General features: G+C 70.6%; 20 protein-coding genes, 1 tRNA gene and 3 rRNA genes. 14 read left to right on the top strand and 10 right to left on the bottom strand.

The features are described from left to right. Positions 1 to 23: 23 nt before the first annotated feature. Positions 24 to 836: an LmeA family phospholipid-binding protein gene (locus KPL59_RS03285; RefSeq protein WP_075307712.1), complete on the bottom strand. Its 813-nt coding sequence runs from the start codon at positions 834 to 836 to the stop codon at positions 24 to 26. Between the two features lie 358 nt (positions 837 to 1,194). Here KPL59_RS03285 and KPL59_RS03280 point away from each other — a divergent pair, with 358 nt between their 5' ends. From KPL59_RS03280 to KPL59_RS03265, 4 genes are all read left to right on the top strand, one after another. Continuing rightward, positions 1,195 to 2,040 carry a serine/threonine-protein kinase gene (locus tag KPL59_RS03280; RefSeq protein ID WP_226359893.1) on the top strand — a complete coding sequence of 282 codons (846 nt, stop codon included), beginning with the start codon at positions 1,195 to 1,197 and terminating at the stop codon, positions 2,038 to 2,040. A 9-nt stretch (positions 2,041 to 2,049) separates the two neighbouring features. Continuing rightward, positions 2,050 to 2,622 carry a hemerythrin domain-containing protein gene (locus KPL59_RS03275; RefSeq protein ID WP_226351636.1) on the top strand — a complete coding sequence of 191 codons (573 nt, stop codon included), beginning with the start codon at positions 2,050 to 2,052 and terminating at the stop codon, positions 2,620 to 2,622. A gap of 2 nt (positions 2,623 to 2,624) precedes the next feature. Beyond that, the gene (locus KPL59_RS03270) at positions 2,625 to 3,446 is read left to right on the top strand and encodes a family 1 encapsulin nanocompartment shell protein (protein WP_226359892.1); all 822 of its coding nucleotides are present in this window, start codon (positions 2,625 to 2,627) and stop codon (positions 3,444 to 3,446) included. Positions 3,447 to 3,692: 246 nt separating this feature from the next. Then, positions 3,693 to 4,163, top strand: a complete 471-nt coding sequence (locus KPL59_RS03265) for a nuclear transport factor 2 family protein (RefSeq protein WP_226351638.1) — start codon at positions 3,693 to 3,695, stop codon at positions 4,161 to 4,163. A gap of 96 nt (positions 4,164 to 4,259) precedes the next feature. On the opposite strand, the gene KPL59_RS03260 is transcribed toward KPL59_RS03265, so the two are convergent. Then, positions 4,260 to 4,333, bottom strand: a tRNA-Arg gene (locus KPL59_RS03260). Between the two features lie 192 nt (positions 4,334 to 4,525). On the opposite strand from KPL59_RS03260, the gene KPL59_RS03255 reads away from it, so the two are divergent. Continuing rightward, positions 4,526 to 5,329, top strand: a complete 804-nt coding sequence (locus KPL59_RS03255; protein WP_020624704.1) for a PP2C family serine/threonine-protein phosphatase — start codon at positions 4,526 to 4,528, stop codon at positions 5,327 to 5,329. Positions 5,330 to 5,332: 3 nt separating this feature from the next. Here KPL59_RS03255 and KPL59_RS36680 read toward each other — a convergent pair whose 3' ends face one another. Further along, positions 5,333 to 5,956 carry a methyltransferase domain-containing protein gene (locus KPL59_RS36680; RefSeq protein WP_226351639.1) on the bottom strand — a complete coding sequence of 208 codons (624 nt, stop codon included), beginning with the start codon at positions 5,954 to 5,956 and terminating at the stop codon, positions 5,333 to 5,335. 733 nt (positions 5,957 to 6,689) lie between these two features. Between KPL59_RS36680 and KPL59_RS03245 the strand changes: the two genes are divergently transcribed. The 4 genes from KPL59_RS03245 to KPL59_RS03230 all read left to right on the top strand — a co-directional run bounded on the left by KPL59_RS03245 (position 6,690) and on the right by KPL59_RS03230 (position 12,943). After that, a 16S ribosomal RNA gene (locus KPL59_RS03245) occupies positions 6,690 to 8,209 on the top strand. A 316-nt stretch (positions 8,210 to 8,525) separates the two neighbouring features. Further along, positions 8,526 to 11,629: ribosomal RNA gene (locus tag KPL59_RS03240) — 23S ribosomal RNA — on the top strand. 105 nt (positions 11,630 to 11,734) lie between these two features. Then, a 5S ribosomal RNA gene (gene rrf / locus KPL59_RS03235) occupies positions 11,735 to 11,851 on the top strand. Together the 16S, 23S and 5S rRNA genes form the textbook arrangement of a ribosomal RNA operon. A gap of 666 nt (positions 11,852 to 12,517) precedes the next feature. After that, the gene (locus KPL59_RS03230) at positions 12,518 to 12,943 is read left to right on the top strand and encodes a zf-HC2 domain-containing protein (RefSeq protein ID WP_226359891.1); all 426 of its coding nucleotides are present in this window, start codon (positions 12,518 to 12,520) and stop codon (positions 12,941 to 12,943) included. On the opposite strand, the gene KPL59_RS03225 is transcribed toward KPL59_RS03230, so the two are convergent. From KPL59_RS03225 to KPL59_RS03205, 5 genes are all read right to left on the bottom strand, one after another. Beyond that, positions 12,940 to 13,554: a hypothetical protein gene (locus KPL59_RS03225; RefSeq protein ID WP_226359890.1), complete on the bottom strand. Its 615-nt coding sequence runs from the start codon at positions 13,552 to 13,554 to the stop codon at positions 12,940 to 12,942. The genes KPL59_RS03230 and KPL59_RS03225 overlap by 4 nt on opposite strands. 120 nt (positions 13,555 to 13,674) lie before the next feature. Beyond that, entirely contained in the window at positions 13,675 to 14,310 is a 636-nt protein-coding gene (locus tag KPL59_RS03220; protein ID WP_226359889.1) for a glycosyltransferase, read from the bottom strand. Positions 14,311 to 14,330: 20 nt separating this feature from the next. Beyond that, entirely contained in the window at positions 14,331 to 15,839 is a 1,509-nt protein-coding gene (locus tag KPL59_RS03215) for an IS1634 family transposase (protein WP_226359888.1), read from the bottom strand. Between the two features lie 16 nt (positions 15,840 to 15,855). Beyond that, positions 15,856 to 16,524: a hypothetical protein gene (locus KPL59_RS03210; RefSeq protein WP_226359887.1), complete on the bottom strand. Its 669-nt coding sequence runs from the start codon at positions 16,522 to 16,524 to the stop codon at positions 15,856 to 15,858. Positions 16,525 to 16,563: 39 nt separating this feature from the next. Next, a complete protein-coding gene (locus KPL59_RS03205; protein ID WP_226351489.1) occupies positions 16,564 to 17,007 on the bottom strand; it encodes an Lrp/AsnC family transcriptional regulator in 444 nt (147 codons plus the stop codon). A gap of 153 nt (positions 17,008 to 17,160) precedes the next feature. On the opposite strand from KPL59_RS03205, the gene KPL59_RS03200 reads away from it, so the two are divergent. Together KPL59_RS03200 and KPL59_RS03195 are read left to right on the top strand one after the other, a co-directional pair. Beyond that, complete coding sequence (locus KPL59_RS03200; RefSeq protein WP_226359886.1) at positions 17,161 to 20,619, top strand: indolepyruvate ferredoxin oxidoreductase family protein; 3,459 nt, start codon at positions 17,161 to 17,163, stop codon at positions 20,617 to 20,619. 64 nt (positions 20,620 to 20,683) lie between these two features. Further along, complete coding sequence (locus KPL59_RS03195; RefSeq protein ID WP_226359885.1) at positions 20,684 to 22,870, top strand: transglycosylase domain-containing protein; 2,187 nt, start codon at positions 20,684 to 20,686, stop codon at positions 22,868 to 22,870. A gap of 6 nt (positions 22,871 to 22,876) precedes the next feature. Here the strand turns inward: KPL59_RS03195 and KPL59_RS03190 are convergent, their stop codons facing one another. Both KPL59_RS03190 and KPL59_RS03185 read right to left on the bottom strand, forming a co-directional pair. Beyond that, complete coding sequence (locus KPL59_RS03190) at positions 22,877 to 23,392, bottom strand: isochorismatase family protein (RefSeq protein ID WP_226351525.1); 516 nt, start codon at positions 23,390 to 23,392, stop codon at positions 22,877 to 22,879. A 52-nt stretch (positions 23,393 to 23,444) separates the two neighbouring features. Next, positions 23,445 to 23,894, bottom strand: coding sequence for a MarR family winged helix-turn-helix transcriptional regulator (locus KPL59_RS03185; protein WP_020625052.1), 450 nt, complete (start codon positions 23,892 to 23,894; stop codon positions 23,445 to 23,447). A gap of 47 nt (positions 23,895 to 23,941) precedes the next feature. On the opposite strand from KPL59_RS03185, the gene KPL59_RS03180 reads away from it, so the two are divergent. The 3 genes from KPL59_RS03180 to kynA are packed head-to-tail and all read left to right on the top strand — an operon-like array spanning position 23,942 to position 26,430. Then, on the top strand, positions 23,942 to 24,328 hold the full coding sequence (locus tag KPL59_RS03180; RefSeq protein WP_226359884.1) for a DUF5313 family protein: 387 nt from the start codon (positions 23,942 to 23,944) through the stop codon (positions 24,326 to 24,328). 27 nt (positions 24,329 to 24,355) lie between these two features. Continuing rightward, on the top strand, positions 24,356 to 25,585 hold the full coding sequence (locus tag KPL59_RS03175) for an aminotransferase class V-fold PLP-dependent enzyme (RefSeq protein WP_226359883.1): 1,230 nt from the start codon (positions 24,356 to 24,358) through the stop codon (positions 25,583 to 25,585). Next, positions 25,582 to 26,430 (top strand): tryptophan 2,3-dioxygenase, encoded by an 849-nt coding sequence (kynA, locus tag KPL59_RS03170; protein WP_226359882.1) that lies wholly within the window; start codon positions 25,582 to 25,584, stop codon positions 26,428 to 26,430. Before KPL59_RS03175 ends, kynA begins: the two co-directional genes overlap by 4 nt. Positions 26,431 to 26,463: the final 33 nt, after the last annotated feature.

The following is a 26,463-nucleotide window of genomic DNA, read 5'->3' as shown; positions in this document are numbered from 1 at the left end:
CGGGCACGGGCAGCTGTCCCGGGTCAGCGGCTCAGGTCCAGCAGGGACAGCGCGCCGCGCAGCACGTCGTCGATCCGCGCGACCGGGACGCTGCGGCGCCACTCGTCGAGCGTGCCGCGCACCAGGATCCGCCCGGGGGCGAGGTCCAGCCCGTGCAGCCGCAGCGCGCCGGGCAGCCCGGGGAGTTCGGCCCGGCCCGAGCGGATCGCCGCCAGCGGGCTGCGGTCGACCATCGCCCGCACCGAGCGACGGGTGTCCGCCGAGCGGGGTGGACCCATCCACCGCCCGGCGACGGTCAGACCGGTGACCTTCCAGGACAGGGTATGCCCGTCCACCGACACCGCGAGGTCGGCGGCCCCGAGCCCGGGACGGCGACGCAGCCGGGCCCGGGCGACGCCGTCGTCGTCGACACCCACCTCGACCTGCGGGAGGTGCTCCCGCAGCCGCCCGGCGACCCAGGCCGGGTCGAGCTCGGCCTCGATCTCCACCGGGCCGGTCACCAGCTCCGGCGCGAGGCCGGGACGCAGCCGCACGTCCGCGGCGGTCACGGTGAGCCCGCGCAGCGTGAGACCGGGCCGGACGACGTCGCGTGCGGCGAGGGTGACCGTGGCGAACCGCCCGGTCGTCAGCGCCCGGGCACCGAGCCCCGACGACGCGACGGCCGTCGGCACCAGCCGCACCTGGGCCCCGCGGGAGCGCAGCGTGGTCGGGCGCCCGACGTAGCGCAGCCGCGCGGCCTCCAGCAGCGCGCGCAGGAGCAACGCCGATCCGGGCGCGGTCCCCGCGTCGAGCAGGGCCGTCGCCGCGGAGGGGCCGGCCGGCGTCTCGACTGCCATGACGCTGCTGGCTCCCTCGAACGGTGGACGCGGTCGGTCCGAGCGTCGCAGGCCGGGCGCTCCTCCGCGCGGCCGCGTCGGGGATGTGCGACGACCCGCACGCCGTCGTCGGCCGGTGGCACGACGGCGGTCGGTCGGCACCGGCGCACGGCGCGGCCCGCCGTCGACGGACGCCCGGCCGCGTGCCGCGGTCGACACCGGCCCGGGGCGGGCACCCCGTCGCCCGGGTGTTGTCCCGCAAGGCATCCGGTCCGGGAACAGCCCCATCGGGGCGTTTAGGACAACCCGGGAGAGTGATGGACCTGCTCCGGTCTGGACACGGGCCCGGGTGGTGGCGGCACCGTCTGTCATGGCAGTGATGCGCTCTGCGGTCCCGGAGACCGACGTGATCGCCGGCCGCTGCATCCTCGCGACCCATGTCGGCATCGGGTCGACCGCGACCGTCTACCGGGCCTGGGACCCGCACGAGGACCGGGCGGTCGCGGTCAAGCTGTTCCTCGACCGCTGCGAGGACGGCAGCCTCGACCGGCTGTGCCGCGAGCTGCGGACCATGGCGCACCTGGACCACCGGAGCCTGGTGCCGCTGCTGGGCGGGGGCGTCGACCGCGGCCGCCCGTTCATGGTGTCCGAGCTCGTCGTCGGCGGGACGCTCGCGGCTCGGCTGGCCCACGGTCCGCTGCCGGTCGAGCAGGTCGCCGGGATCGGTGCCGACATCGCGTCCGGCCTCGCGCACCTGCACGCCCGTGGGGTGGTGCACCGCGACGTCAAGCCCGCCAACATCCTGCTCTGCGCCGAGACCGGCCGGGCACGTCTCACCGACTTCGGCGTCGCCCGCGTGCTGGGCTGCTCGGCGCTGACCCGGACCGACACCGTCCTGGGCACCGCGGCCTACCTCGCGCCCGAGCAGGTCGCCGGTGAGACGGTCGGCCCCGCCGCGGACGTGTACGCCCTGGGCCTGGTCCTGCTCGAAGCGCTCAGCGGGGAGCGGGAGTACCCGGGGACCACGGTGGAGTCCGCCGTCGCCCGGCTGCACCGGCCTCCGCGGGTCCCCGGGGAGCTGTCGCCCCGGCTGCACCGGGCGTTGGCCGCCGCGACCTGCCGGCACCCGGACGAACGGTCGGCCGCCGACGACCTCGCCCTGCTCCTCCGGCACCACCGGCGACCGATGGATCTCCGGCGAGCCGGCGGCCCCGGACCGTCGTAGCCTGCGCGGGTGCCGGACATCACCACCTTGATCCTCGACGACCACGCCTGGTTCCGCCGACAGTTCGCAGCCCTGGACGAGCTCCAGGCGCGCGACGCCGACCCCCGTGAGCTCGCCCGCCTCTGGGAGCCGCTCGCCGCGCGCCTCGACGTGCACGCCCTGGCCGAGGAGAAGATCTTCTACCCGCAGCTGCTCGCCCACGGGGAGGACCCGAAGGACGAGACGCTCGACGCCATCGGGGACCACAACGAGATCCGTGACGGCGTGGCGCAGGCCGAACGCAGCCCGGTCGGCAGCGGGCAGTGGTGGGAGGGTGTCTGGGCTGCCCGCCGCGCGAACGACGAGCACATGGGCGAGGAGGAGAACGAGGGCCTCGCCAACTTCCGCCTGAACGCCACCACCGGCCTGCGCGACGCCCTCGGCCAGCAGTTCGCGGAGTTCCTCGACGCCCATCCCACCACCGCGGGTCTCGACAACTCCGACAAGGACCCCGAGAACTACGTCGAGGCGATCCAGGCCGAGATCGACCCGTCCGACCCGACCCGCGACGGGCTCGGCATCGGCAGCCTGAAGGGAAAGTAGACATGGCCGTGCACGACCACCTCATGCGGGAGAAGGCGCCGATCCCCACGACGGCCTGGAAGGCCGTCGACGACGAGGCCCGCGAGCGCCTGACGCCGCTGCTGGCCGGGCGTCGCCTCGCGGACTGGACCGGGACCGCGGGCTGGCAGACGTCCTCGGTCGACCTCGGCCGCTCGCAGCGGCTCGACGGGCCGCCGCCCGGTGTCGCGGGTGCCGGCATCACCGCGCGCCTGCGTCGGGTGCAGCCGTTCGCCGAGTTCCGGGTCCCGTTCACGGTCTCCCGCGACGAGATCGACGACCTGCAGCGCGGCGCGAAGGACCCGGAGTTCGACGACCTCGCCCGCGCCGCCCGCGCGGCCGCCGCGATCGAGAACCGCGCGATCTTCCACGGCTGGCCCGAGGCCGGCTTCGAGGGCATCGCGGGCGTCTCGCCGTACGACACGGTGGCCCTGGGCGACGACCCCGAGACCTACCCGGGGGCCGTCGCCCGTGCGGTGGACCAGCTGCGCCGCAACGGTATCGAGGGCCCCTACGCGATGGCGATCGCGCCCGAGGGCTACACCCGCATCGTGGAGACCGCCGAGCACGGTGGCTACCCGCTGTTCGAGCACCTGAGCCGGATCCTCGGCGGGCAGATCCTGCGTGCACACGGTCTCGACGGTGCCGTCGTCGTCAGCCAACGCGGCGGGGACTTCCTGCTCGACGTCGGCCAGGACCTGGCGATCGGCTACTCCGACCACGACGCCCGCGAGGTGCACCTCTACCTGGAGGAGAGCTTCACCTTCCGCGCCGTCGAGCCGGACGCGAGCGTGCGCCTGCTCTGACCTGCCGCTCGTCCGCGAGACCGTGCCCCGTCGTCGTCCGGCGGGGCACGGTCGTGTGTCGGGGGACGGGCCCGCACCTCCGTGGCTCCGCGGATCCGCGCTCCGTCGCCGCGCACAACCCGGACGGATTCCTTTCTCCGACAGGTGCATGGGCGGTGGCACCGGTCGCTCGCACGATGGGTGTGTCCCTGCGGTCGGTCCGGCAGCGCGCGGATCCCGCGGCCCCCTCCCGAGTCGGAGATCCTGATGTCCCCAGCTACCGACCGACCGCCGCCCGCGTGGACGTGGGACGACGAGATCGCGACCGCACTACGACTGCGCTTTCAGCAGTGGACCCGGTGCAACTCGTCGGGGCTGGTCGACCAGCTCGAGCAGTACCTGCACCCGGCGTTCCTCTACGTCAGCGTCTTCGGCCGCCGCTACGACCGTGACGGCTACCTGACGCTCGTCCGGAGCCTCGAACCAGGAGCGACCTACATCGTCCATCGAGCCGCGGCCCGGGTGAACGGCCCGATCGCCCAGCTCGACGGCGACTACTTCACCCACTCTGTGACCAACGACGGCGAGGACCTCTCCGCGCACACCCGGTTCACCGCAACCTGGGTTCACGGGAGCGACGGCTGGCGATGCCTCACCCAGCAGGGAACCAGCTACGAACCCGACGAGCACACGCGGGACGAGGTCGCCGCACTTCTCCGCGACCAGCAGGGCCGGTGAGTGGTCCCGCCGAGTGACGTGCCCGCGTCTGGAGGCGATGTACGCCGACGACGAGCACACCCGTGCCGGGAGCAACCGACTCGGTGTGTAGGTGAGTGCCCCCGGCAGGATTCGAACCTGCGACCTAGAGATTAGAAGGCTCTTGCTCTATCCAGCTGAGCTACGAGGGCCGGCCGCCCCGGACCTCGTCCGGTGCGCCCCCACCGTAGCGAGGAGGGCAAGCGATCACAGCTGCGGCTCCGCCGTCACGAACCACCCGATCCGGCCCGTGCGCAGGGCATAGCGCCATCCGACCGGTTGAAGCACACGCCGAACGGGCCTCGCCTGCGACGCTGACGGACCGTGACGTCCATACTGTCCCCATGGTGCTGGGACTGCGATCCGCGCTCGGGTCGGATGTGGGCCGTCGCCGGACGTCGAACCAGGACTCCGGAGCGACGACCGGCCGACTGCTGATCGTGGCCGACGGGATGGGCGGTCACGCCCACGGCGAGATCGCGAGTGCGACGACGGTGTCGGTGTTCACCGAGCTGGAGTCTCGACTCCCGCAGGACCTCACCGACATCGACCTCGCGGCCGAGATGATCGAAGCGCTCAACGACGCCACGGACCGGTTGGCCCGCCGCGCCGCGGACGAGCCGGAGATGCGGGGGATGGGCACGACCGTCGTCTCGCTGCTCCTCACCGGTGACCAGCTCGCGCTCGCCCACATCGGGGACTCCCGGATCTACCTGCTGCGGGACGGCGAGCTGAGCCGGCTCACCCACGACCACACGATGGTCCAGCAGCTCGTCGACCAGGGGCAGATCACCCTCGAGGAGGCGGCGCACCACCCGCGCCGCTCCGTCCTGATGCGCGCGCTGAGCACCGACCACGCGCCGGAACCGGACCTCGACCGTGTCGACATCCTCGTCGGGGACCGCTATCTCCTCTGCTCCGACGGTGTGACCGCCGTGCTCGACGACGACGTCCTGCACCGCGAGCTCGCTTCCGGCGCCGAGCCGGAGCAGGTCGTCGATGAGCTCATCAGGCTCGCCAACGAGGGCGGCGGGCCCGACAACATCACCGCGATCGTCGCCGACGTCGTGGAGGTCGACGACGCCGACGGCCCGGGTCAGGATCTGCGGATCGCCGGGGCCGTCGCCGAGATCGCCACCGCGGACTGATCCTCAGCGCCGGGCCACCACCCGCCGCAACCGGACCGTCCGCAGCGCCGTGCGGTGCGCCGCGAGGTCCGCACGCGCCCGGTCCGGGAGATCGGGCGGGTAGACGCCGGCCGCGCACAGTTCGTCGGCGCCGGCCGACGCTGCGTCCCCGTCGAGGGTGAAGTCGAGACGGTCGTCGGCGAGTACGGCGAAGTCCGCGGCGGCCGCCAGCCACTCCGGGTGCTCGACGGCCGCCCTGTGCCGCCACGCACCACGGACCGCCTTCCGCAACGCGGACCCGTGCCAGCCGAACGACCGCGGCGCCGGCACCAGGACCGAGATGAGCCCGTGCGGTGCGAGGACCCGCCGCAGCTCCGCGAACAGACCGTCGATGTCCCGTAGGTGGGGGAGCAGCATCGGGACGGCGACCCGGTCCACCGACCGGGTCCGTAGGGGGAGCGCCACGGGCGACGCCGTGATCCGGAGGGGTTCACTGTCGCCCGCCTCCACCACGAGCTGCTCGGCGACGACGGTCGCCCGGAACCGACCCGTCGCACCCGGGGTACGGCACCAAGCCGCGGCCGTGAGCTCCGCGCCGGCACGCAGCCGGTGCAGGACGGGCGGGAGGACGTCTCCGTCGGAGTGCACGCGTCGAGTCTCGCGCGGCGACGCACCGGGCCTACGAGGCACCACGACGAACGGCCACCCGCGGTCGACGATCGTGATCACCGCCTGAGCCCGTCGCCCCCGGGGACGACCTCCAGGCCACCGACCGTTTGTCGCGGCCGGACGCCACGACGGACGGTCGAAAAAAATCTTGAAAACAGTTGGCGAGCAGGCAGGCGTGGGACGAACGACGGATGGAGCTCCGGTTCGAACCCCCACCGCGAGCTTCCACTTGCGCGATCGGTGCTGGTCAACCAGTATCCGAGGTGAGCTCGTCAGGGCGACCGTTCGTCGCTCGGCAGGGTCGGGCTCGACCGCGGTGTTGTGCGGCCCGGAGACGGGTTTGCGCAGGTCAGCGGGTGTTTCCGACCCCGGTTTGACGTGCCCGAATCGCATGGCGTAACTTTCTTCCTGTCAGCGAGTGAGCCGGACAGAACGGGCCCTGAGTGGTTCGGTCAACAGGCCCCGCGGACAGCTGACCCCCGGTGGTTCGCCGAGTTTCTCGGTGTGATTGTCTTGGTGGGTCGAGGCGATCCGTCTTCAGGATCCCGCTCTCTGTTGGAGGGTGTGGGTGATTGCGGTGCGGGTGTCTTTTGAGAACTCAACAGTGTGTCGAGCTATTTGAATCGGTTTGGCGTTTTGTGCCAAATTGTTTGTTTGGTTGCAGCATTCGGCCTCCGTCGGGTGTTGTGGCTAGTGTTTGTTTGTCAGGGTTTTGTTGGAGAGTTTGATCCTGGCTCAGGACGAACGCTGGCGGCGTGCTTAACACATGCAAGTCGAGCGGTAAGGCCCTTTCGGGGGTACACGAGCGGCGAACGGGTGAGTAACACGTGGGTGACCTGCCCTCCACTCTGGGATAAGCCTGGGAAACTGGGTCTAATACCGGATAGGACCACTGGCTGCATGGTTGGTGGTGGAAAGTTTTTTCGGTGGGGGATGGGCCCGCGGCCTATCAGCTTGTTGGTGGGGTGATGGCCTACCAAGGCGGTGACGGGTAGCCGGCCTGAGAGGGCGACCGGCCACACTGGGACTGAGACACGGCCCAGACTCCTACGGGAGGCAGCAGTGGGGAATATTGCGCAATGGGCGGAAGCCTGACGCAGCGACGCCGCGTGGGGGATGACGGCCTTCGGGTTGTAAACCTCTTTCGTCAGGGACGAAGAGTGATTGACGGTACCTGGAGAAGAAGCACCGGCCAACTACGTGCCAGCAGCCGCGGTAAAACGTAGGGTGCGAGCGTTGTCCGGAATTATTGGGCGTAAAGAGCTCGTAGGCGGTGTGTCGCGTCGGCCGTGAAAACTTGGGGCTTAACTCTGAGCGTGCGGTCGATACGGGCATCACTTGAGTTCGGCAGGGGAGACTGGAATTCCTGGTGTAGCGGTGAAATGCGCAGATATCAGGAGGAACACCGGTGGCGAAGGCGGGTCTCTGGGCCGATACTGACGCTGAGGAGCGAAAGCGTGGGGAGCGAACAGGATTAGATACCCTGGTAGTCCACGCCGTAAACGTTGGGCGCTAGGTGTGGGGACCATTCCACGGTTTCTGTGCCGCAGCTAACGCATTAAGCGCCCCGCCTGGGGAGTACGGCCGCAAGGCTAAAACTCAAAGGAATTGACGGGGGCCCGCACAAGCGGCGGAGCATGTGGATTAATTCGATGCAACGCGAAGAACCTTACCTGGGTTTGACATGCACCAGACATCCCTAGAGATAGGGCTTCCCTTGTGGTTGGTGTGCAGGTGGTGCATGGCTGTCGTCAGCTCGTGTCGTGAGATGTTGGGTTAAGTCCCGCAACGAGCGCAACCCTTGTTCCATGTTGCCAGCACGTTATGGTGGGGACTCATGGGAGACTGCCGGGGTCAACTCGGAGGAGGGTGGGGATGACGTCAAGTCATCATGCCCCTTATGTCCAGGGCTTCACACATGCTACAATGGCTCATACAGAGGGCTGCGAGACCGTGAGGTGGAGCGAATCCCTTAAAGTGAGTCTCAGTTCGGATCGGGGTCTGCAACTCGACCCCGTGAAGTTGGAGTCGCTAGTAATCGCAGATCAGCAACGCTGCGGTGAATACGTTCCCGGGCCTTGTACACACCGCCCGTCACGTCACGAAAGTTGGTAACACCCGAAGCCGGCGGCCCAACCCTTGTGGAGGGAGCTGTCGAAGGTGGGACTGGCGATTGGGACGAAGTCGTAACAAGGTAGCCGTACCGGAAGGTGCGGCTGGATCACCTCCTTTCTAAGGAGTCCCATCATGTGATGGGGCACCACATGGCTTCACAGGGTTTTGCTCTGTGGGTTTCTGTGGTTCCTTCATTGAATCGCGCCATCAACTCCGTCTGTGGGTTGGGTGCGTTGGGTGGAACGCAGTTCGTTGGACCGGTTTGGCTTGGCACACTGTTGGGTCCTGAGGAGACACCTGGTGAACGGGTTGTTTTCTTTGGCCGCTCTGGTCGGGGGCTTCCTAACGCCTGCTTGTGGTGGGTGGTGGTTGTTTCTTGGTTGGGTGTGGTTGTGGGTTGAGTGTTGCATAGTGGATGCGAGCATCTTGTTGTGGTCAAGTTGTTAAGAGCACATGGTGGATGCCTGGGCATCAGGAGCCGATGAAGGACGTGGGAGGCCGCGATAGGCCTCGGGGAGCTGTCAACCGAGCTGTGATCCGAGGGTGTCCGAATGGGGAAACCCAGCGCCCGTCATGGGGCGTTACCCGTACCTGAATTCATAGGGTGCGTGGAGGGAACGTGGGGAAGTGAAACATCTCAGTACCCACAGGAAGAGAAAACAATAGTGATTCCGTGAGTAGTGGCGAGCGAAAGCGGATGAGGCTAAACCGTGTCCGTGTCAAGCCGGCAGGCGTTGCGGGTGCGGGGTTGTGAGGCGTGTCGTTCATCTTCTGCCGAGGATGGGACAACGAGAACCGGTGTTAGCGGAACGATTCTGGGATGGTCGGCCGTAGTGGGTGATAGCCCCGTACGCGAAAATGTTTGGTTCTGTTGTGGGCATTGTTCTCGAGTAGCAGCGAGCCCGTGAAATTCGCTGTGAATCTGGCGGGACCACCCGTCAAGCCTAAATACTACCTGGTGACCGATAGCGGACAAGTACCGTGAGGGAAAGGTGAAAAGTACCCCGGGAGGGGAGTGAAATAGTACCTGAAACCGTGTGCTTACAAGCCGTCAGAGCCTTGAGTCCTTCGGGGCGGGGTGATGGCGTGCCTTTTGAAGAATGAGCCTGCGAGTTATGCTTCGTGGCGAGGTTAACCTGTGTGGGGTAGCCGTAGCGAAAGCGAGTCCGAATAGGGCGGTTGAGTCGCGGGGTGTAGACCCGAAGCGGAGTGATCTACCCATGGCCAGGGTGAAGCGTCGGTAAGACGTCGTGGAGGCCCGAACCCACCAGGGTTGAAAACCTGGGGGATGAGCTGTGGGTAGGGGTGAAAGGCCAATCAAACTTCGTGATAGCTGGTTCTCCCCGAAATGCATTTAGGTGCAGCGTCGTGTGTTTCTCACCGGAGGTAGAGCACTGGATGGCCTAGGGGGCCGACAAGCTTACCGAAGTCAGCCAAACTCCGAATGCCGGTGAGTGAGAGCGCGGCAGTGAGACTGCGGGGGATAAGCTTCGTGGTCGAGAGGGAAACAGCCCAGATCACCGGCTAAGGCCCCTAAGCGTGCGCTAAGTGGGAAAGGATGTGGGATCGCCCGGACAACCAGGAGGTTGGCTTAGAAGCAGCCACCCTTGAAAGAGTGCGTAATAGCTCACTGGTCAAGTGGTCCTGCGCCGACAATGTAGCGGGGCTCAAGCGCACCGCCGAAGCCGTGGCAATGACATCTTTGTGGTGTTGTTGGGTAGGGGAGCGTCCTGCGTCTGGTGAAGCCCGGGAGTGATTTACGGGTGGAGGGTGTGGGAGTGAGAATGCAGGCATGAGTAGCGAATGCAGAGTGAGAATCTCTGCCGCCGGATGACCAAGGGTTCCTGGGCCAGGTTGTTCCGCCCAGGGTGAGCCGGGACCTAAGGCGAGGCCGTCAGGCGTAGTCGATGGACAACGGGTTGATATTCCCGTGCTCGTGATAGTGCGTCCATGCCGAGGCTGGTGATGCTAACCATCCGAACCCACCTTCGCTCCTTCGGGAGTGTTGTTTGTGGGGGAGCGTGGGATCCGATCTGGTAGTAGGCAAGTGATGGGGTGACGCAGGAGGGTAGCTCCGCCACGCGGTGGTTGTCGTGGTGTAAGCCTGTAGCCTGATCTCCTAGGTAAATCCGGGGGGTCGTGAGGGGTGAGAGGTGATGCGTAGCCGATTGAGGCGAAGAGGGTGATCCCATGCTGTCGAGAAAAGCCTCTAGCGAGTGTTGTTGCGGCCCGTACCCCAAACCGACACAGGTGGTCAGGTAGAGAATACCGAGGCGATCGAGCGAACTGTGGTTAAGGAATTCGGCAAAATACCTCCGTAACTTCGGGAGAAGGAGGGCCGGTTGTCTTGATGCCCCGTGCGGGCTAGGGATGGCCGGTCGCAGAGACCAGGCCCAAGCGACTGTTTACTAAAAACACAGGTCCGTGCGAAGTCGCAAGACGATGTATACGGACTGACGCCTGCCCGGTGCTGGAACGTTAAGAGGACCTGTTAGTCCCTTTCGGGGGGCGAAGCGGAGAATTTAAGCGCCAGTAAACGGCGGTGGTAACTATAACCATCCTAAGGTAGCGAAATTCCTTGTCGGGTAAGTTCCGACCTGCACGAATGGCGTAACGACTTGGGCGCTGTCTCGACCACAGACTCGGCGAAATTGCACTACGAGTAAAGATGCTCGTTACGCGCGGCAGGACGGAAAGACCCCGGGACCTTTACTATAGCTTGGTATTGGTGCTCGGTTCGGCTTGTGTAGGATAGGTGGGAGACTGTGAAGCTATCACGCCAGTGGTGGTGGAGTCGTTGTTGAAATACCACTCTGGTCGAATTGGGTGTCTTAACCTCGGGCCATGATCTGGTTCAGGGACAGTGCCTGGTGGGTAGTTTAACTGGGGCGGTTGCCTCCCAAAGAGTAACGGAGGCGCCCAAAGGTTCCCTCAGCCTGGTTGGCAATCAGGTGTTGAGTGTAAGTGCACAAGGGAGCTTGACTGTGAGACTGACGGGTCGAGCAGGGACGAAAGTCGGGACTAGTGATCCGGCACCACCTTGTGGAAGGGGTGTCGCTCAACGGATAAAAGGTACCCCGGGGATAACAGGCTGATCTTGCCCAAGAGTCCATATCGACGGCATGGTTTGGCACCTCGATGTCGGCTCGTCGCATCCTGGGGCTGGAGTAGGTCCCAAGGGTTGGGCTGTTCGCCCATTAAAGCGGTACGCGAGCTGGGTTTAGAACGTCGTGAGACAGTTCGGTCCCTATCCGCCGCGCGCGTTGGAGACTTGAGGAAGGCTGTCCCTAGTACGAGAGGACCGGGACGGACGAACCTCTGGTGTGCCAGTTGTCCCGCCAGGGGCACGGCTGGTTGGCTATGTTCGGGAGGGATAACCGCTGAAGGCATCTAAGCGGGAAGCCTGTTCCAAGATGAGGTCTCCCACCACCTTTGAGTGGGTAAGGCTCCCAGGAGATGACTGGGTTGATAGGCCGGAGATGGAAGCCCTGTGAGGGGTGGAGTTGACCGGTACTAATAGGCCGAGGGCTTGCCACAACGAGTTGTTCGCATCCACTGTGTGACCCTGAGCCCACAACCCCTGTGCGGGTTGTGTGTTCGTAGGTCCCCCCATGTTTGTGTGGGGGTTTGTTGAATAGTGTTGTCGGTGGTCATTGCGGTAGGGAAACGCCCGGTCCCATTCCGAACCCGGTAGCTAAGCCTTCCAGCGCCGATGGTACTGCACTCGCCAGGGTGTGGGAGAGTAGGTCGCCGCCGACATTCAACATGAACTGGAAACGCCCCGGACTTCATTGTCCGGGGCGTTTCCTGTTTTCTGGGCTCTGTTCCGGTCGGCTCTTCGTAGGCTGCCAGGGCACGACAGCGCTGCCCACAGTGCGGCCGGCGGGGTGCGGGGCGTTGTGTGCCTGTGCTCTGGGCGCCTTCTGTCGTGGAGTCGCACCCGTCCCGTCCCGTTCTGTTCTGTTCTGCGCTGGCTGTGAGCCGGGCGGGGCACGTTGCACAGGTTTCTGTGACCTCGCATCTGCTGCAAGGGCTGCGAGGTCGCAGGACGGTGTGCGAGGTCGAACACGCACCCGCGGCGATAGATGAGGCGCGGTAAGGCAGGGCGGGTGAGAGTAGGCGGGGACTCGGCCCGGGGCCGGGGCCACGGTGACCCCCGGTCCACCGAGGATGCTGGCTCCACCGCCGACGCTGCCTCATCGACGACGCTGCTCCACCAGACGACGCTGCTGTACCGGTGCGAGCGGCGGGAGCGGGGCGACGCACGCCGGTGGCGTCCTTCTGCTGCGCGCGGGAAGGGCAAGGGGCGGGTTCCCCGAGGGCCCGCGGGGCTGTCAGTGGGACGCCAGGTGCCGGTGCCACCGAGGAACGCGCCGTACGAACCGCGGAACACGGACGGGGGTCGGGTGGAACCGGACGGGCCTCGTGTACGACAGTGATGGTATGGACTGTCAGGGCTACCGCGAGGTGCTGTCCGCCCGGCTCGACGGCGAGGCGGCCGACGACGAGCGCGCGATGGCCGAGGACCACCTCGCCGGCTGCGCGTCCTGCCGTGCCTTCACCGACGGTGCCGACCGGCTCGGCCGGCTCACGCGCGTCGGTCCGGCGGAACCGGTCCCCGATCTCACCGACCGGGTGCTCGCCGCGCTCGGCGTCGCCGCTCCGGCTCCGGCACCACCGCCCGCGGCCGTCCCCCGGCTGAGCTGCCTCGACGGCTGCTGCGGCTGCTGCGGCGGCTCGGCGGCACCGGCCCCGGTGGGCGCGGCGACCTCGGCGTGCGGATGCGCGAGTACCTGTGGCTGCGGCTGCCAGCAGGGCGCGCCCTGCCGCTGCGCCGTCCGCGCCGCCTAGGCGAGCGGTGCCGACCGCGGCGGCCGGTCCGGTACCGCCGCGACCGCCGGGCGGTGCGCACGGCGGGCTCGCCGACCGGCCCCCGGAGCCACCCCGTCGGTGGCGCCGTGACCGCTACCGGCGTGGTGCAATAGCAGTGCCGACGTCCCGCTACCGCAGCGACTACACGCAGCGACGACACCGCAGTGACGACGAGGGAGCCGCATGAGTGCACCGCGCACGCCCGGCCCGGGCGCGCTGTCCCCGCAGGCGACACCCGAGCTCGCCGACGAGCTCACCCGCATCGCGTGGCGGGTCGACCGCTGGATCGACCCCGGTCCGGCGTCGGTCGTCGCGGGTGCGGGGGTCGCCGCCGTCGTCGCCGCCCTGCTCATGCCCTGGTCGACCCACGGCGCCGGGTGGGAGGTCCTCACCGGCCGGGCCGCCATGGGGCCGCTGCCGTGGCTGTTCACCGTGGTCGCCGTCGTCGCGGTGGGGGTGTCGGTGCTCGCCCTGCTGACCCGCTTCTGGCCGCTGGCCTGGACCGCGGCCACCGTCACCGGCGTCGGCGCGGTCACCGGGCTCTGGGCGGTGTGGTCGCGCCAGACCGCCGTCGCCGGCACCGACGACATCGGACCGGGTCTGGTCGTCACCGTGCTCGGGGTGCTCGTGCTGTTCGGCACCTGGGCACGCACCGTCGTCGCCTGCGGGCCCCGCGCCCCGCACGGCCCGCCCCGCCTGACCCCTGCGGCTCAGGCCGCCAGCACGGCTACCCGGCGCGCGGCCAGGTCCTCCAGGACACCGACGGCGTCCTCCACCGGCGGCAGCGCCAGCATTGCGCGCTGGGCCGAGCGGATCCGCGCGCGGACGTCGTCGTCGGTCAGGAGACGCGTGCAGGTCGCGGCGATCTCGGCGGCGTCGGGACCGCAGTGCGCGCCCAGCCCGAGCTCGGCGACCCGCCCGGCGTTGTGCTCCTGGTCCCCGAACTGCGGCAGCACCGCCAGCGGGACGCCGTGCCGCACGGCCTCGCGGATGCCGTTGTAGCCGCCGTGGGTGAGGAACAGGTCCGCGACCTGGAGCAGCAGCGGCTGCGGAACCCACGAAGCAGGATGCACGTGCGGGGGCAGGTCCAGGTCGTCGACCGGCAGGCCACCGGTGGACAGCACCACCTCGGCGTCGAGCCGGGACGCCGCCTCCGCCACGGTGCGCAGCGCCGCGTGCGGGTCGACGGGCGCACTGCGCTCGGCGCGCCCGGCCAACGTCGGCACCACCGTCCCCAGCCCCGCGAGCACGAGCGGCCGGTTCCCGGGCAGCGCGGCGACCCAGCCGGGCACCGTCTCGCCGCGGGTGACCTGGTCGTCCTGGCGGAACGCCCGCGCCGGCACCATCTGGCCCGAGTTGCACAGGTTTAGTGCCCCGGGGCGTTGATGGCGGGTAGCCGGTTGAGGATGGCGCGGGCCTGGTCGGTGATCTGCGGCGCTGCAGTGATCGGGTGACCGCCGACGTCGACGCGGATGGTGCGTAGCGGACGCAGGGTCCTGATCAGTGTCTTGATGGTCACTCCGGTGGCGTCCTGTAGGTGCTGCGAGACTGCGAGGGCGGCGAAGACGACGGTGAGGTGGGCTTCGATGGTGTCGCGTTCGCGGTGGAAGACCGGCCGGGCGCGTAGGTCGGATTTGGTCATGCGGAAGCTGGCCTCGACCTGCCACAGGTCGTGGTAGGCGGCCACGATCGCGAGTCCACCCATGGTGGCCTCTGGCAGGTTGGTGACGTAGCCCTTCAAACCCGCGAGCTGGCGGGCGCGTTCGACCAGGGCCCAGTCGACCTCGGTTCCGCTGTTGGCGATGCGCACGAAGCGGTCCTTCTTCAACGGCCGGGTGCCGGCGGCGACCTTCTCGGCGCGGTCGACCATGGCGTTGATCGCCCGGTCGTCGTGTTTGTGCCGGGCGAACCGGTACTGGTAGACGGTCCGGCGCGAGCGTTTCGCCTTACCCGTCCCTATGTCGCGGCGTGACTCGAGGATCTGGCCATCGTCGAAGGCGTTGCCGTGGCGTTCGAAGTGCATGGCCAGGTCGTAGGGCGCCTTGCTGATCCTCGACCCAACGATGAACGAGAACTCGTTGTCCTCCAACGCGTTTAGGTTGCTCGCGGACAACATCCCGGCGTCCGCGACGACGACCATGTCCCTGACCTGGTGCCGCTTACGGAACTCGTCGAGCACCGGGAGCAGGGTGGTGGTCTCGGCCTTGTTCCCTTCGAAGCAGCGGACCTCGAGTGGAAACCCGGACGGGTCCACGAGCAGCCCGACCTGGATCTGCGGGTCGACCCGGCGTTCCTTGCTCATCCCGACCTTGCGCAGCTTGTCCTCGTTCTCGACCTCGAAGTGCAGCGTGGTCACGTCGTAGAGCACCAGCGACACCGGACCCGACCGGCGCGAGGCCGCAGCACAGGCGGCGGCGAGGGCGGCTCGGTAGTCCTTGTCCACGCAGCGGCGCAACGCCGCGGTGAAGGTGTTGCGGTGCGGCGCGGCCACGCCGAGCTCGTCGAGGACCCCTACTGCGGCGGACTTGCTGGTGGGCTCGACGATTCGCGCGAGCACGAGTGCCCGGAACGCCTCGTCTGCGAGCTGGTCGAAGCCGAGGCGACGGTAGGCCTCGATCAGGACGTTCCACAGGACCTCGCTCGACGACTCGGTCACGATCGCCCCACCTGCACCCCCAGCGGCCGGGGTGTCCAGGTCCAGCGCCTGTTGGCTTGCATGGATGCGGTCTCGTGCTGAGGCGATCAGGACTGCGAGCTCGGCGTCATCGTGCGCGGAGCCGACGTGGGCGACGATCCGGCGGACGCCGTGGCGCTTCTCCACGACCTGCACCGCTGTCGCCCCGGAGGCCGTCTTCACCTTCCGGACGAACGGCACTACCCGAGACTACCGATTAGTGCCCCAGATCCCGATCAAGCAGCCAGCTGACCAGCACCGACGGCTCACGACCCCTGACTACCTGTGCAACTCGGGTCTGGTGTCCGGCCAGCGAGAACTGCTGCGGCATGCAGTCCAGCCGCCCCCACCGGTGCAGCGCAGCCGGGTCGTCCGGGACGGCGAAGCCGAGCTCCTCGCGACGCTCGGTCAGCGCGTCGGCGACGAGGTGCGGGTCGAGGACGTTGCCCGCGCCCGACGGTGCCCTCACACACGGCACCCCCAGGTGCTCGGCCACCAGGAACCCCGCGGTCTCGCCGCCGTCGCGCAGCACCAGGTCCGGGACCCCGTGGGTCCGCACGAGTGCGAGCAGCGCCCGCGCCGAGCCCGTCACCTGCGGACCCGCGAACAGGGTCGGCAGCAGCGCCGTCGTCACCTCGGCCGCGGTCAGCGTCGCCAGTGCGGCGGGCCCGCCGAGCCGGGCGAGGACCGGGCCGAGGTGTCCGGCGGCGGCGGCCATCGTCGGGAGTACCGGCTCGACGACGACAGACGCACCGTCGAACACCCCCGCGACGTCGGGCGGGCACGCCACCACGACCCGGTGGCCGGCATCGCCCAGCGCCCGGACGAAGGGGAGCACGGCCCGGCCGTGCGAGGGCGAACCGGTGACACTGCAGAGAACGAGCACCCGATCATGATCGGTCGGATCGTTGCGATAGGTAACTGATCACGTGCGGGTCCAGCGCCCCAGCACCATCAGCGTCCGGGTCCCGGTGACCGTGCCGTTGCGCCGCAGCCGGTCGATGACCTCCTGCAGGTGCGCGAGATCGCGCACCCGGACCTGCACCAGGGCGTCGAGGTCACCGGCGAGGGTGTAGACCGCCTGCACCTCCGGCTGGCGCGACGCCGTGTCGACGATCTCCGAGACGCTGGCGGTGCCGGCGTAGCGGATCTCACTGAACGCCTCGACCGGCCAGCCCAGCTTGGCGTGGTCGATCTGCACGGTGAAGCCGGTGATCACCCCGGACTCGCGCAGCCGGTCGACCCGGCGCTTGGTCGCGGCGGTGGACAGCCCGACCCGTGCGGCCATGTCGGCGTAGGTGCGGCGCGCGTCCTCGTGCAGCAGCCGCAGGATCGCGTGGTCCAGCTCGTCGACCTCGGTCTCGGGCACGGCACCTCCGGCGCAACGGATTCACGTCTGTGTGGTCGTCGCACGGTATCCGTTGCGTTCTCTCGGTCAGAGTTCCCTCGGCTGTTGCGTCGTGGCGCTCGTCACGCTGTCCTGAGCGGACCGCGCCGCCCACCCGACGAGGAGCTGTCACCGATGACCGTGCTGGACGACAAGTACCTCGCCACCCACGGGCGGGCTCCGATGACCGGGATCCAGGCGCTGGTGCGGCTCGTGCTCGAACAGGCCCGCCTCGACACCGCGCGCGGCTTCGACACGGCCTCGTTCGTCTCGGGCTACCAGGGTTCCCCGCTCGGCACCTTCGACGCCGAGCTCGGCCGCGCCCGGACCCACCTCGACGCCGAGCGCGTGGTCTTCCGGCCCGGGCTCAACGAGGAGCTCGCCGCCACCGCCGTCGCCGGCACCCAGCTGCTCGACGCCGTCCCCGGTCGCCGCCACGACGGCGTCGTCGGCTGGTGGTACGGCAAGAACCCCGGCCTCGACCGGGCCGCCGACGCGATCCGGCACGGCAGCCTGGCCGGCACCGCCCGGCTCGGCGGCGCCGTCGCGATCATCGGCGACGACCCGTCCTGCAAGTCCTCCACCGTGCCCAGCTCCTGCGAGCCGATGGCGCAGTCCCTGACGATGCCGCTGCTCGCGCCGGGCTCGGTGTCCGAGGTGATCGAGTTCGGGCTGCACGCGGTCGCCTTGTCCCGGGCCACCGGTCTCTGGACCGGTCTGAAGATCATCGCCGACGTCGCCGACGCCTCCTGCACCGTCGACCTCGGCGCGCTGCGCCCGGAGCTGGTCGGCGTCCCGGCCCCGCCCGCCACCGACCGCGCGCAGGCCGGCCCGCTCGTCGGGCCCGCCGCCGTCGAGGCCGAGCACGACCAGCTCACCCGCAGGCTCGACCTCGCCCGCCAGTACGCCCGCGAGACCGGGCTCAACCGCGTCACCTTCACCTCCCGCGACCCGCACCTCGCCGTGCTCGCCTCCGGCACCGGGTACGCCACCGTGCTGCGGGCGTGCGAGGACCTGGGCCTGGGTGAGGCCGAGCTCGACGCACTGGGCGTGCGCCTGATCCGCCTCGCCATGCCGTTCCCGGTCGACGCCGACGCGCTCGCCGGACTCGTCGAGGGCTGCGCCGAGGTGCTCGTGGTCGAGGACAAGGTGCCGTTCCTGGAGGGCCACCTGCGCGACGCGCTCTACGGGCGCGACCACCGGCCCACGGTCACCGGCCGCCGCGACGACCGCGGCCGCCCGCTGCTGTCCGCCCGCGGCCAGCTCGGCGCCGAGGACGTCGCCCGCGCCCTGGCCGCCCGGCTCACCGCCGCCGGACGGACGCTGCCCGCCGCGGCGAGCGCGCACCTGGAGCGCCTCGCCCCGCCGAAGCCGTCGCGGATCGGTCTGGACCTGCTCGGGAACCGGACGCCGTACTTCTGCTCCGGCTGCCCGCACAACACCTCCACCCGCACCGGCGACGACACGCTCGTCGGCGTGGGGATCGGCTGCCACGCGATGATCGCCCTCGACGGCGAGCACCGCGGCCGCCAGATCGGGCTGACCCAGATGGGCGGCGAGGGCGCCCAGTGGATCGGCCTGGCGCCGTTCACCGACGACCGCACCCTCGTGCAGAACCTCGGCGACGGCACCTTCCACCACTCCGGCTCGCTCGCGATCCGCGCCGCCGTCGCCGCCGGGGTCACCATGACCTACAAGCTGCTCTACAACGACGCCGTCGCCATGACCGGCGGGCAGCGTGCCGAGGGGCGGATGAACGTCCCCGACATCACCCGCTCGCTCGCCCTGGAGGGCGTGCGCCGCATCGTCGTCACCACCGACGACCCGCGCGACTACCGCGGCGTCGCCCTCGACCCGATCGCGAGCGTCCGCCACCGCGACGAGCTGGCCGCGGTCGAGCAGGAGCTCGCGGCCCTCGACGGCGTCACCGTCCTGATCCACGACGACCGTTGCGCCGCCGAGGAGCGCCGGCTGCGCAAGCGCGGGAAGCTGCCCGCCCCGGCGGAGAAGGTGCTGATCAACGAGCGGGTCTGCGAGGGCTGCGGCGACTGCGGTGACCAGTCGACCTGCCTGTCGGTGCTCCCGGTGGAGACCGAGTTCGGCCGCAAGACCACCATCCACCAGTCGTCCTGCAACACCGACTACTCCTGCCTCAAGGGCGACTGCCCGTCGTTCCTGACGGTGGTGCCCGGCACCCGGCCGCGCCGGGAGATCCCGCCGCTGCCGGTCACGCTCGTCGCCCCTGAGTCGCGGGTCGACCCGGACGCGACCCTGATCCGGATGCCCGGCATCGGCGGCACCGGCGTGGTCACCGCCTCGGCGATCCTGCAGATGGCCGCTCACCTCGACGGGCTGTTCGCCGCCGGGCTGGAGCAGGTCGGGCTCGCGCAGAAGGGCGGCCCGGTCGTCTCCGACGTCCGGATCGCCAAGCAGCCCCACCACGGGATCCTGCGCGCCTCCCGCGGCACCGCGGACGTGCTGATCGGGATGGACCTCGTCGGCACCGCCTCCGACGCGACGCTCGCGGTCGCCCGGCCCGGGCACACCGTCGCCGTCGTCAACACCTCGCTCGTGCCGACCGCGGCCATGGTCACCGGACGCGTCGTGCTGCCCGGCTCCACCGACGACGCCGTCGAGCGGATCGGCGCGGTCACCCGCGACCTGCTCGCCGTCGACGCCCAGACGCTGTCCGAGGCGCTGTTCGACGACCACCTGCCCACCAACATGCTGCTGCTCGGTGCCGCCTACCAGCACGGGGTGCTCCCGGTGTCGGTCGAGGCGCTGGAGGAGGCGATCCGGGTCAACGGCGCGGCCGTGGAGACCACGCTGACCGCGTTCCGCTGGGGCCGGGCCGCCGCGATCGATGCCGCCGCCGTGCGCCGGGCGCTCCTCGCGCCGCAGCCGGCCCCGGTCGCCGTCGACGAGGTGTCCGCGGCGCTGGCCCGCTCGGTCGCCACGGGCCCCGAGCTCACCGAGGCGCTGGCCACCCGCATCGCCGACCTCACCGGCTACCAGGACGCCGCCTACGCGCACCGCTACGCCGAGGAGGTCCGCCGGGTGGCGGCCATCGCCGCCGCGCGGGCCGGTGACGCGGCCGGCGAGCGCGTCGGCGCCGCCTACGCCCGCGGCCTGCACCGGCTCATGGCCTACAAGGACGAGTACGAGGTCGCCCGCCTGCACCTGGACCCGGTCGAGACCGCCCGCCGCGACGCCGCGTTCGGTCCCGACGCCCGGGTCTCGGTGATGCTGCACCCGCCGGTGCTGCGCGCGCTGGGGATGAACCGCAAGATCGCCCTCGACAGCCGGCTGGCCGGCCCCGCGTTCCGCGCGCTGCGCGCGGCCCGGCGGCTGCGCGGCACCCCGCTGGACGTGTTCGGCCGCGCCGGGGTCCGCCGGGTGGAGCGCGAGCTGGTGGGGGAGTACCAGACGCTGGTCCGCGCCGCGCTGGACCGGCTCACGCACGACACCGTCGACGGTGTGGTCGCCGTCGCCGAGACCGCGGACCTGGTGCGCGGCTACGAGGACGTCAAGCTCGGCAACGTCGAGCGGTTCCGGGAGCAGGCCCGGACCGCGCTCGCCGCCCTGACCGGCTGACTCTCAGCGACTCGCGCGGGCGCGCCTCAGGCATCCCTCAGCGTTGCGGCGCACAATCGCCCGCGTGGGGGAACGCCTGATCGCACAGCACTGGAACGACCGTCTCCGGGAGACCCGCACCGGGCGACGGTGGCGCCGCCCGGACCCGTCGGTGCTGCGGCGGCTCGGGGTCGGGATCCTGGCCGGCGGGCTCGTCCTCGCCGGGTGCGCGGCCCCCGCCGCGGCCGGCGTCGCCGCCGTCGCCTCGGTCGTGCCGCCGGGGACGACCGGCGACCTGCCGAACGCGGCGGCGCTGCCCGCGGCGACGGTTCTCACCGACCGCGACGGCACCCCGATCGCCTACCTCGACGAGCAGTACCGGATCCCCGTCCCCTACGACCGGATCTCCCCGTCGATGGTCGCCGCGATCGTCGACGTCGAGGACCGCCGGTTCTTCGACGAGTCCGGGGTGGACCCCGTCGGCACCCTGCGCGCACTGGTCACCGACGCCGCGGGCGGCGCCGTGCAGGGCGGCTCCACCATCACCCAGCAGTACGTGAAGAACTGGCTGATCGACGTCGTCGACCGCGACGACCCCGCCGCCCAGCGGGCCGACCACGCCGACACCCCGACCCGCAAGATCCGCGAGGCGGTGCTCGCCCAGCGCCTGGCGCACAGCACGTCCAAGCAGGACGTGCTCGCCGGGTACCTCAACACCGTCGAGTTCACCGGCAACGTCTACGGCGTCGAGGCCGCCGCGCGTGCCTGGTTCGGCACCGACGCCGCGCACCTGACGGTCCCGCAGGCCGCGCTGCTCGCGGGTGCGGTCAACAACCCCACGCTGTTCGACCCGTTCCGCCACCCGCAGGCCGCGACCGACCGGCGCAACACCGTGATCGCGGCGATGCGCGACGCCGGGTCGCTCACCCCGGCCCAGGCCGCCGAGGCCACGGCCGCGCCGCTCGGGGTGCGCCCCGGCGGGCCGCAGGTCCCCGGGCACAACTGTTACGGCGCCACCGACGGCGCCGGGTTCCTCTGCGAGTACGCGGTGTCCGAGCTGGAGAAGGCGGGGTTCACCGAGCAGCAGCTCGACACCGGCGGCTACACGATCCGCACCACCCTCGACCCGGCCGCGACGGCGTCGGCGCAGCAGGCGGTCGACGCGAATGTGCCGCGCACCCAGGACGGCGTCGCCAACACCCTGGCGCTGATCCGGCCCGGCCACGGCGACGCCGCCACCGGCGACCACCAGATCCTCGCCATGGTCGCCAACCGGCGGCCCGGCACCGACGCCGCGGCCGGCGACACCACGCGCGACCTCGTCGCCGCGCCGTCGAACGTCTTCGGTGCCGGTTCCACCTTCAAGATCTTCACCACCGCCGCGGCACTGGAGGCGGGCACCGTCGGCTACGACAGCACGCTGCCCGACCCGGCCTCGGCGTGCTTCCCCGGCGCGGGGAGCAGCTGCTACCCCGTCAGCAACGACACCCCGAACTACCCGGACCCGATCCCGCTGCCCGTCGCGCTCGCGACCTCGCCGAACACCGCGTTCGTCGACCTCGAGGAACGCACCGGTATCCCCCGGGTGGTGGACATGGCGCGCCGGCTCGGGCTGGGCGACACCCTCGCGTCGAACGCGGCGGGCGGGACGCCGGACCCCTCGTCGCCGGACGCGCGGATCTCCCAGCCGCAGTCGCAGTTCTTCGCGAACCTCCCGTCGTTCACCCTCGGGGTCAGCCCGGTGTCCACACTGGAGGAGGCGAACGTCGCGGCGACGATCCAGAGCGACGGCGTCTGGTGCGCCCCGGACGCGGTGCTGTCGGTGACCGGCCGCGACGGTGCGGCGGTGCCGGTGAACCGGCCCGCCTGCGAGCAGGCCGTCGCCCCCGGCGTCGCGCACACCCTGGCCGCCGGGCTCGGTGGCGACACCGTGACCGGCACCTCGGCGGCCGCGGCGCGGGCCGCGGGCTGGACGCGCCCCACGATCGGCAAGACCGGCACGACGAACTCCTCGGAGTCGGTCGCGTTCGTCGGGGCCACCGGCGGGATCGACGGCGTGGCGGGGTCCTCGATGGTGTTCGCCGACGGCCCGAACCCGTCGGAGATCTGCCCCGGCGACCCCGTGCACCTGGGCGACTGCGGGCACGGCGCGTTCGGCGGGACCGTCGCGGCGCCGCCGTTCTTCGCCGCCGTCGACCCGCTGGTCGCCGGGCGGGCCGACGTGCCGCTGCCCGACCCGGACCCGGCCTACCTGCAGCCCCGCACCGGGTGACCGGGCCTACTTCAGCAGTGTCTGGACCTCGCGGAAGCGCGGATGCGCGGCGTCGCGCAGCCACTCGAACAGCACCATCTCCGAGGTGACGACCTCCGCCCCGGCCGCGCGCGCCCGCTCCAGCGCCAGCTGCTCGTCCTGCGGGAACCGGGACCCGACGGCGTCGGCGACGACCACCACCCGGCGGTCCTCGGCGCGCAGCTCCAGCACGGTCTGCAGCACGCAGACGTGCGCCTCCACCCCGGCGACGACGATCTCGGTGCGGCCGGGTGGGAACAGCACGCCGTCGTCGGCGGCGAAGCGGGTCTTGGGCATCACCAGGTGCGGCAGGCCGGCGAGCCGCTCGACGGTCGGGCCGAGCTTCTCCGGGACCTGCTCGGTGGCCAGCACCGGGACCTCCAGCAGGGTCGCGGCCTCGGCGAGCCGGGCGGCGCGCTCGACGACGCGATCGCCGTCGTGCATCGCGGGGACCAGGCGCTCCTGCAGGTCGACCAGGAGCAGGACGGCCTTGCCTGCGGTCATCAGCACGGCGGAGACGGTACGGCCGGCGACCGGTCCCGCACCACCGCCCCGGTCAGCCGCGCGACGCGGCGATCACCCGGTCCAGCACCGTCCGCAGCTCCTCCAGCTCCGGCAGCGGCATCCCGAGCCGGTCCACGATCGCCGCCGGGATCGCCTCGGCCCGCGCCCGCAGCGCCCACCCGGCGTCGGTGAGCGACACCGCCATCGTCCGCTCGTCACCCGGGACCCGGCGCCGGTCGACCAGACCCGCGGCCTCGAGCCGCTTGAGCAGCGGCGACAGCGTGCCGGGGTCGAGCGCGAGCTCCCGGGCCAGGTCGCCGAGCGAGCGCGGGGAGCGCTCCCACAGCGCGAGCAGCACCAGGTACTGCGGGTGGGTCAGCCCCATCGGCTCCAGCAGCGGCCGGTACAGCGCGATGACGTTGCGGGCCGCGACGGCGAGGGCGAAGCAGACCTGACGGTCGAGCCGGAGGAGGTCGTCGTCACCCGGGGATGCGCTCGGCATGGCACCCATCGTACATTGTTGGTGCACCAAGAATTGGGGGACCAACAATGGATCAGCGGCCGAACCCCGTCCAGTGGGTGGCCTACGCCTACGGCGCCGGGCTGCCCTCCCGGCTCCGGGGCTGGGTCCTGCACGACGTCACCACCCGGACCTGGCAGCTGCGTCACCTGGTGCGCACCACCGTGCAGCTGCTGCCGATCGGCGTGCTGCTCTACCTGCTGATCCCCGGCCCGGTGTACGTCCGGGCGCTGTCGGTGCTGGCCGGGGCGATCCTCGGCTACTTCTACTCGCTCGCCTACATGTACGAGTCCGCCGAGCACCGCGTCGCCAAGGCGGGGTACCCGGTGGGGCGCGCCGCCGCGGTGCGCGAGAAGGCCGACGAGGGGACCCGCGAGGCCGCGCGGGAACGCTACGAGCGCCGCTGGCGCGGTTAGGGGCCGGAACCCGGCAGGATGGGCCCCGTGACCGTCCACCCCGACCCGGCGGCCGTCGCCGCCCGCCTCGACGCCGAGGACCCGCTCGCCGCCCTCCGGGAGCGGTTCCTGCCCGCCGACGGCGTCGTCGCCTACCTCGACGGCAACTCCCTCGGCCGCCCGCTGCGCGCGGCGGCCGAGCGGATGGAGCGCTTCGTCCGCGCGGACTGGGGCACCCGGCTGATCCGCGGCTGGGACGAGGGCTGGATCGACCGCCCGCGCACCCTCGGCGACCGGATCGGCGCCGCCGCGCTCGGGGCGGGGCCGGGGCAGGTCGTCGTCGCCGACTCCACCACGGTCCTGCTCTACAAACTGGCCCGTGCCGCCCTCGACGAGCGCGCGGCGCACGGCCGGGACGAGATCGTCGTCGACACCGACAACTTCCCGACCGACCGCTACGTGGTCGAGGGCATCGCCGCCGAGCGCGGCGCGTCGCTGCGCTGGATCGAGTCCGACCCGACCGCCGGGGTAACGCCGGAGCAGGTCGCGGCGGCCGTCGGGCCGCGCACCGCGCTGGTGCTGCTGTCCCACGTCGCCTACCGGTCCGGGTTCCTCGCCGACGGCCCCGCGATCACCAGGGTCGCGCACGACGCCGGCGCCCTGGTGCTCTGGGACCTGTCGCACTCGGTCGGCTCGGTCCCGGTCGAGCTCGACGCCTGGGGCGCCGACCTCGCGGTCGGCTGCGGCTACAAGTACCTGAACGGCGGGCCGGGGGCGCCCGCATTCGGCTACCTCGCCGCCCGGCACACCGGCGCGCTGCGCCAGCCGATCACCGGCTGGTTCGGCCACCGCGCCCCGTTCGCGATGGGCCCCGGCCACGAGCCGGCGCCCGACGTGCGGGCGCTGCTGTCCGGCACCCCGCCGGTGCTGGCCTCGGTGCCGCTGGAGTGCGGCGTGGAGCTGCTCGCCGAGGCCGGGATCGACGCGGTCCGGGCGAAGTCGCTGCGGCTGACGGCGTTCGCCCTCGACCTGGCCGACACCCTGCTCGCCGAGCACGGCGTGCAGGTCGCCTCACCGCGCGACCCCGACCGCCGCGGCGGGCACGTCACGCTGCGCCGGTCCGACTTCGCCGAGGTCAACGCCCGGTTGTGGGAGCGCGGCGTGATCGGCGACTTCCGCGCCCCGGACGGCATCCGGATCGGGCTCGCGCCGCTGTCGACGTCGTTCGCCGAGGTCGCGGCGGGCATGGCCGCGCTGGCCGAGGAGGTCGCGCGATGAGCACGGAGGACAACACGCGTGTGGTCGAGGACGGCGTCGTGCGCGACTTCCGGGAGAACCTGTCCTACGGCCGCTACCTCGACCTGGACCGGATCCTCGGGGCCCAGCACCCGCCCAGCCGGCCCGAGCACCACGACGAGCTGCTGTTCATCGTGCAGCACCAGACCTCCGAGCTGTGGCTGAAGCTGGTCCTGCACGAGCTGGGCACCGCCGCCGACGACATGGCCGCCGACGAGCTGGCCCGCGCGCTCAAACGCCTGGCCCGGGTGAAGCCCGTCCAGCGCACGCTGATCGAGCAGTGGTCGGTGCTGGCCACGCTGACCCCGTCGGAGTACGGGCAGTTCCGCGGCGCCCTCGGCACGTCGTCGGGGTTCCAGAGCTACCAGTACCGGGCGGTGGAGTTCCTGCTCGGCAACAAGAACGCCGCCATGCTGGAGCTGTTCGGCGAGGACCCGGCCGCGCACGCGCTGCTGGAGGCGGCGCTGCACCGGCCCAGCCTCTACGACGAGTTCCTGCGGCTGCTCGCCCGCCGCGGCTTCGCCGTCCCGTCGGACCTGCTCGACCGCGACGTCACCGTCGCCCACACCCGGCGCGAGGACCTCGTGCCGGTGTTCGCGGCGGTCTACGCAGACCCGCGGACCCACTGGGACCTGTACGAGACCTGCGAGGAGCTCGTCGACGTCGAGGAGAACTTCCAGCTGTGGCGCTTCCGCCATCTCAAGACCGTCGAGCGGACGATCGGGGTGCGGCGGGGAACCGGTGGGTCCAGCGGCCGGGACTTCCTGCGCCGGGCGCTGGACCTCACCTTCTTCCCCGAGCTCTACGACGTCCGCACGGCCCTCTGAACACGGAGCACCGACGCTCCCGGCCCGGCCGTC

The organism is Pseudonocardia sp. ICBG1142 (assembly GCF_020496255.1).
Classification (GTDB): domain Bacteria; phylum Actinomycetota; class Actinomycetes; order Mycobacteriales; family Pseudonocardiaceae; genus Pseudonocardia.
The sequence above is the reverse complement of the archived record's forward strand: the minus strand, read 5'-3'. Positions and strand labels throughout refer to the sequence as shown.

What these genes read in the sequence shown, in the direction of transcription:
- KPL59_RS03285 (WP_075307712.1), bottom strand. Translation starts at nt 836, where the DNA reads ATGGCAGTCGAGACGCCGGCCGGCCCCTCCGCGGCGACGGCCCTGCTC.
- KPL59_RS03280 (WP_226359893.1), top strand. Translation starts at nt 1,195, where the DNA reads ATGCGCTCTGCGGTCCCGGAGACCGACGTGATCGCCGGCCGCTGCATC.
- KPL59_RS03270 (WP_226359892.1), top strand. Translation starts at nt 2,625, where the DNA reads ATGGCCGTGCACGACCACCTCATGCGGGAGAAGGCGCCGATCCCCACG.
- KPL59_RS03265 (WP_226351638.1), top strand. Translation starts at nt 3,693, where the DNA reads ATGTCCCCAGCTACCGACCGACCGCCGCCCGCGTGGACGTGGGACGAC.
- KPL59_RS03255 (WP_020624704.1), top strand. Translation starts at nt 4,526, where the DNA reads ATGGTGCTGGGACTGCGATCCGCGCTCGGGTCGGATGTGGGCCGTCGC.
- KPL59_RS03225 (WP_226359890.1), bottom strand. Translation starts at nt 13,554, where the DNA reads ATGTCGTCGGTGCCGGCGACGGCGGTCTGGCGCGACCACACCGCCCAG.
- KPL59_RS03220 (WP_226359889.1), bottom strand. Translation starts at nt 14,310, where the DNA reads ATGGTGCCGGCGCGGGCGTTCCGCCAGGACGACCAGGTCACCCGCGGC.
- KPL59_RS03200 (WP_226359886.1), top strand. Translation starts at nt 17,161, where the DNA reads ATGACCGTGCTGGACGACAAGTACCTCGCCACCCACGGGCGGGCTCCG.
- KPL59_RS03190 (WP_226351525.1), bottom strand. Translation starts at nt 23,392, where the DNA reads ATGACCGCAGGCAAGGCCGTCCTGCTCCTGGTCGACCTGCAGGAGCGC.
- KPL59_RS03185 (WP_020625052.1), bottom strand. Translation starts at nt 23,894, where the DNA reads ATGCCGAGCGCATCCCCGGGTGACGACGACCTCCTCCGGCTCGACCGT.
- KPL59_RS03180 (WP_226359884.1), top strand. Translation starts at nt 23,942, where the DNA reads ATGGATCAGCGGCCGAACCCCGTCCAGTGGGTGGCCTACGCCTACGGC.
- kynA (WP_226359882.1), top strand. Translation starts at nt 25,582, where the DNA reads ATGAGCACGGAGGACAACACGCGTGTGGTCGAGGACGGCGTCGTGCGC.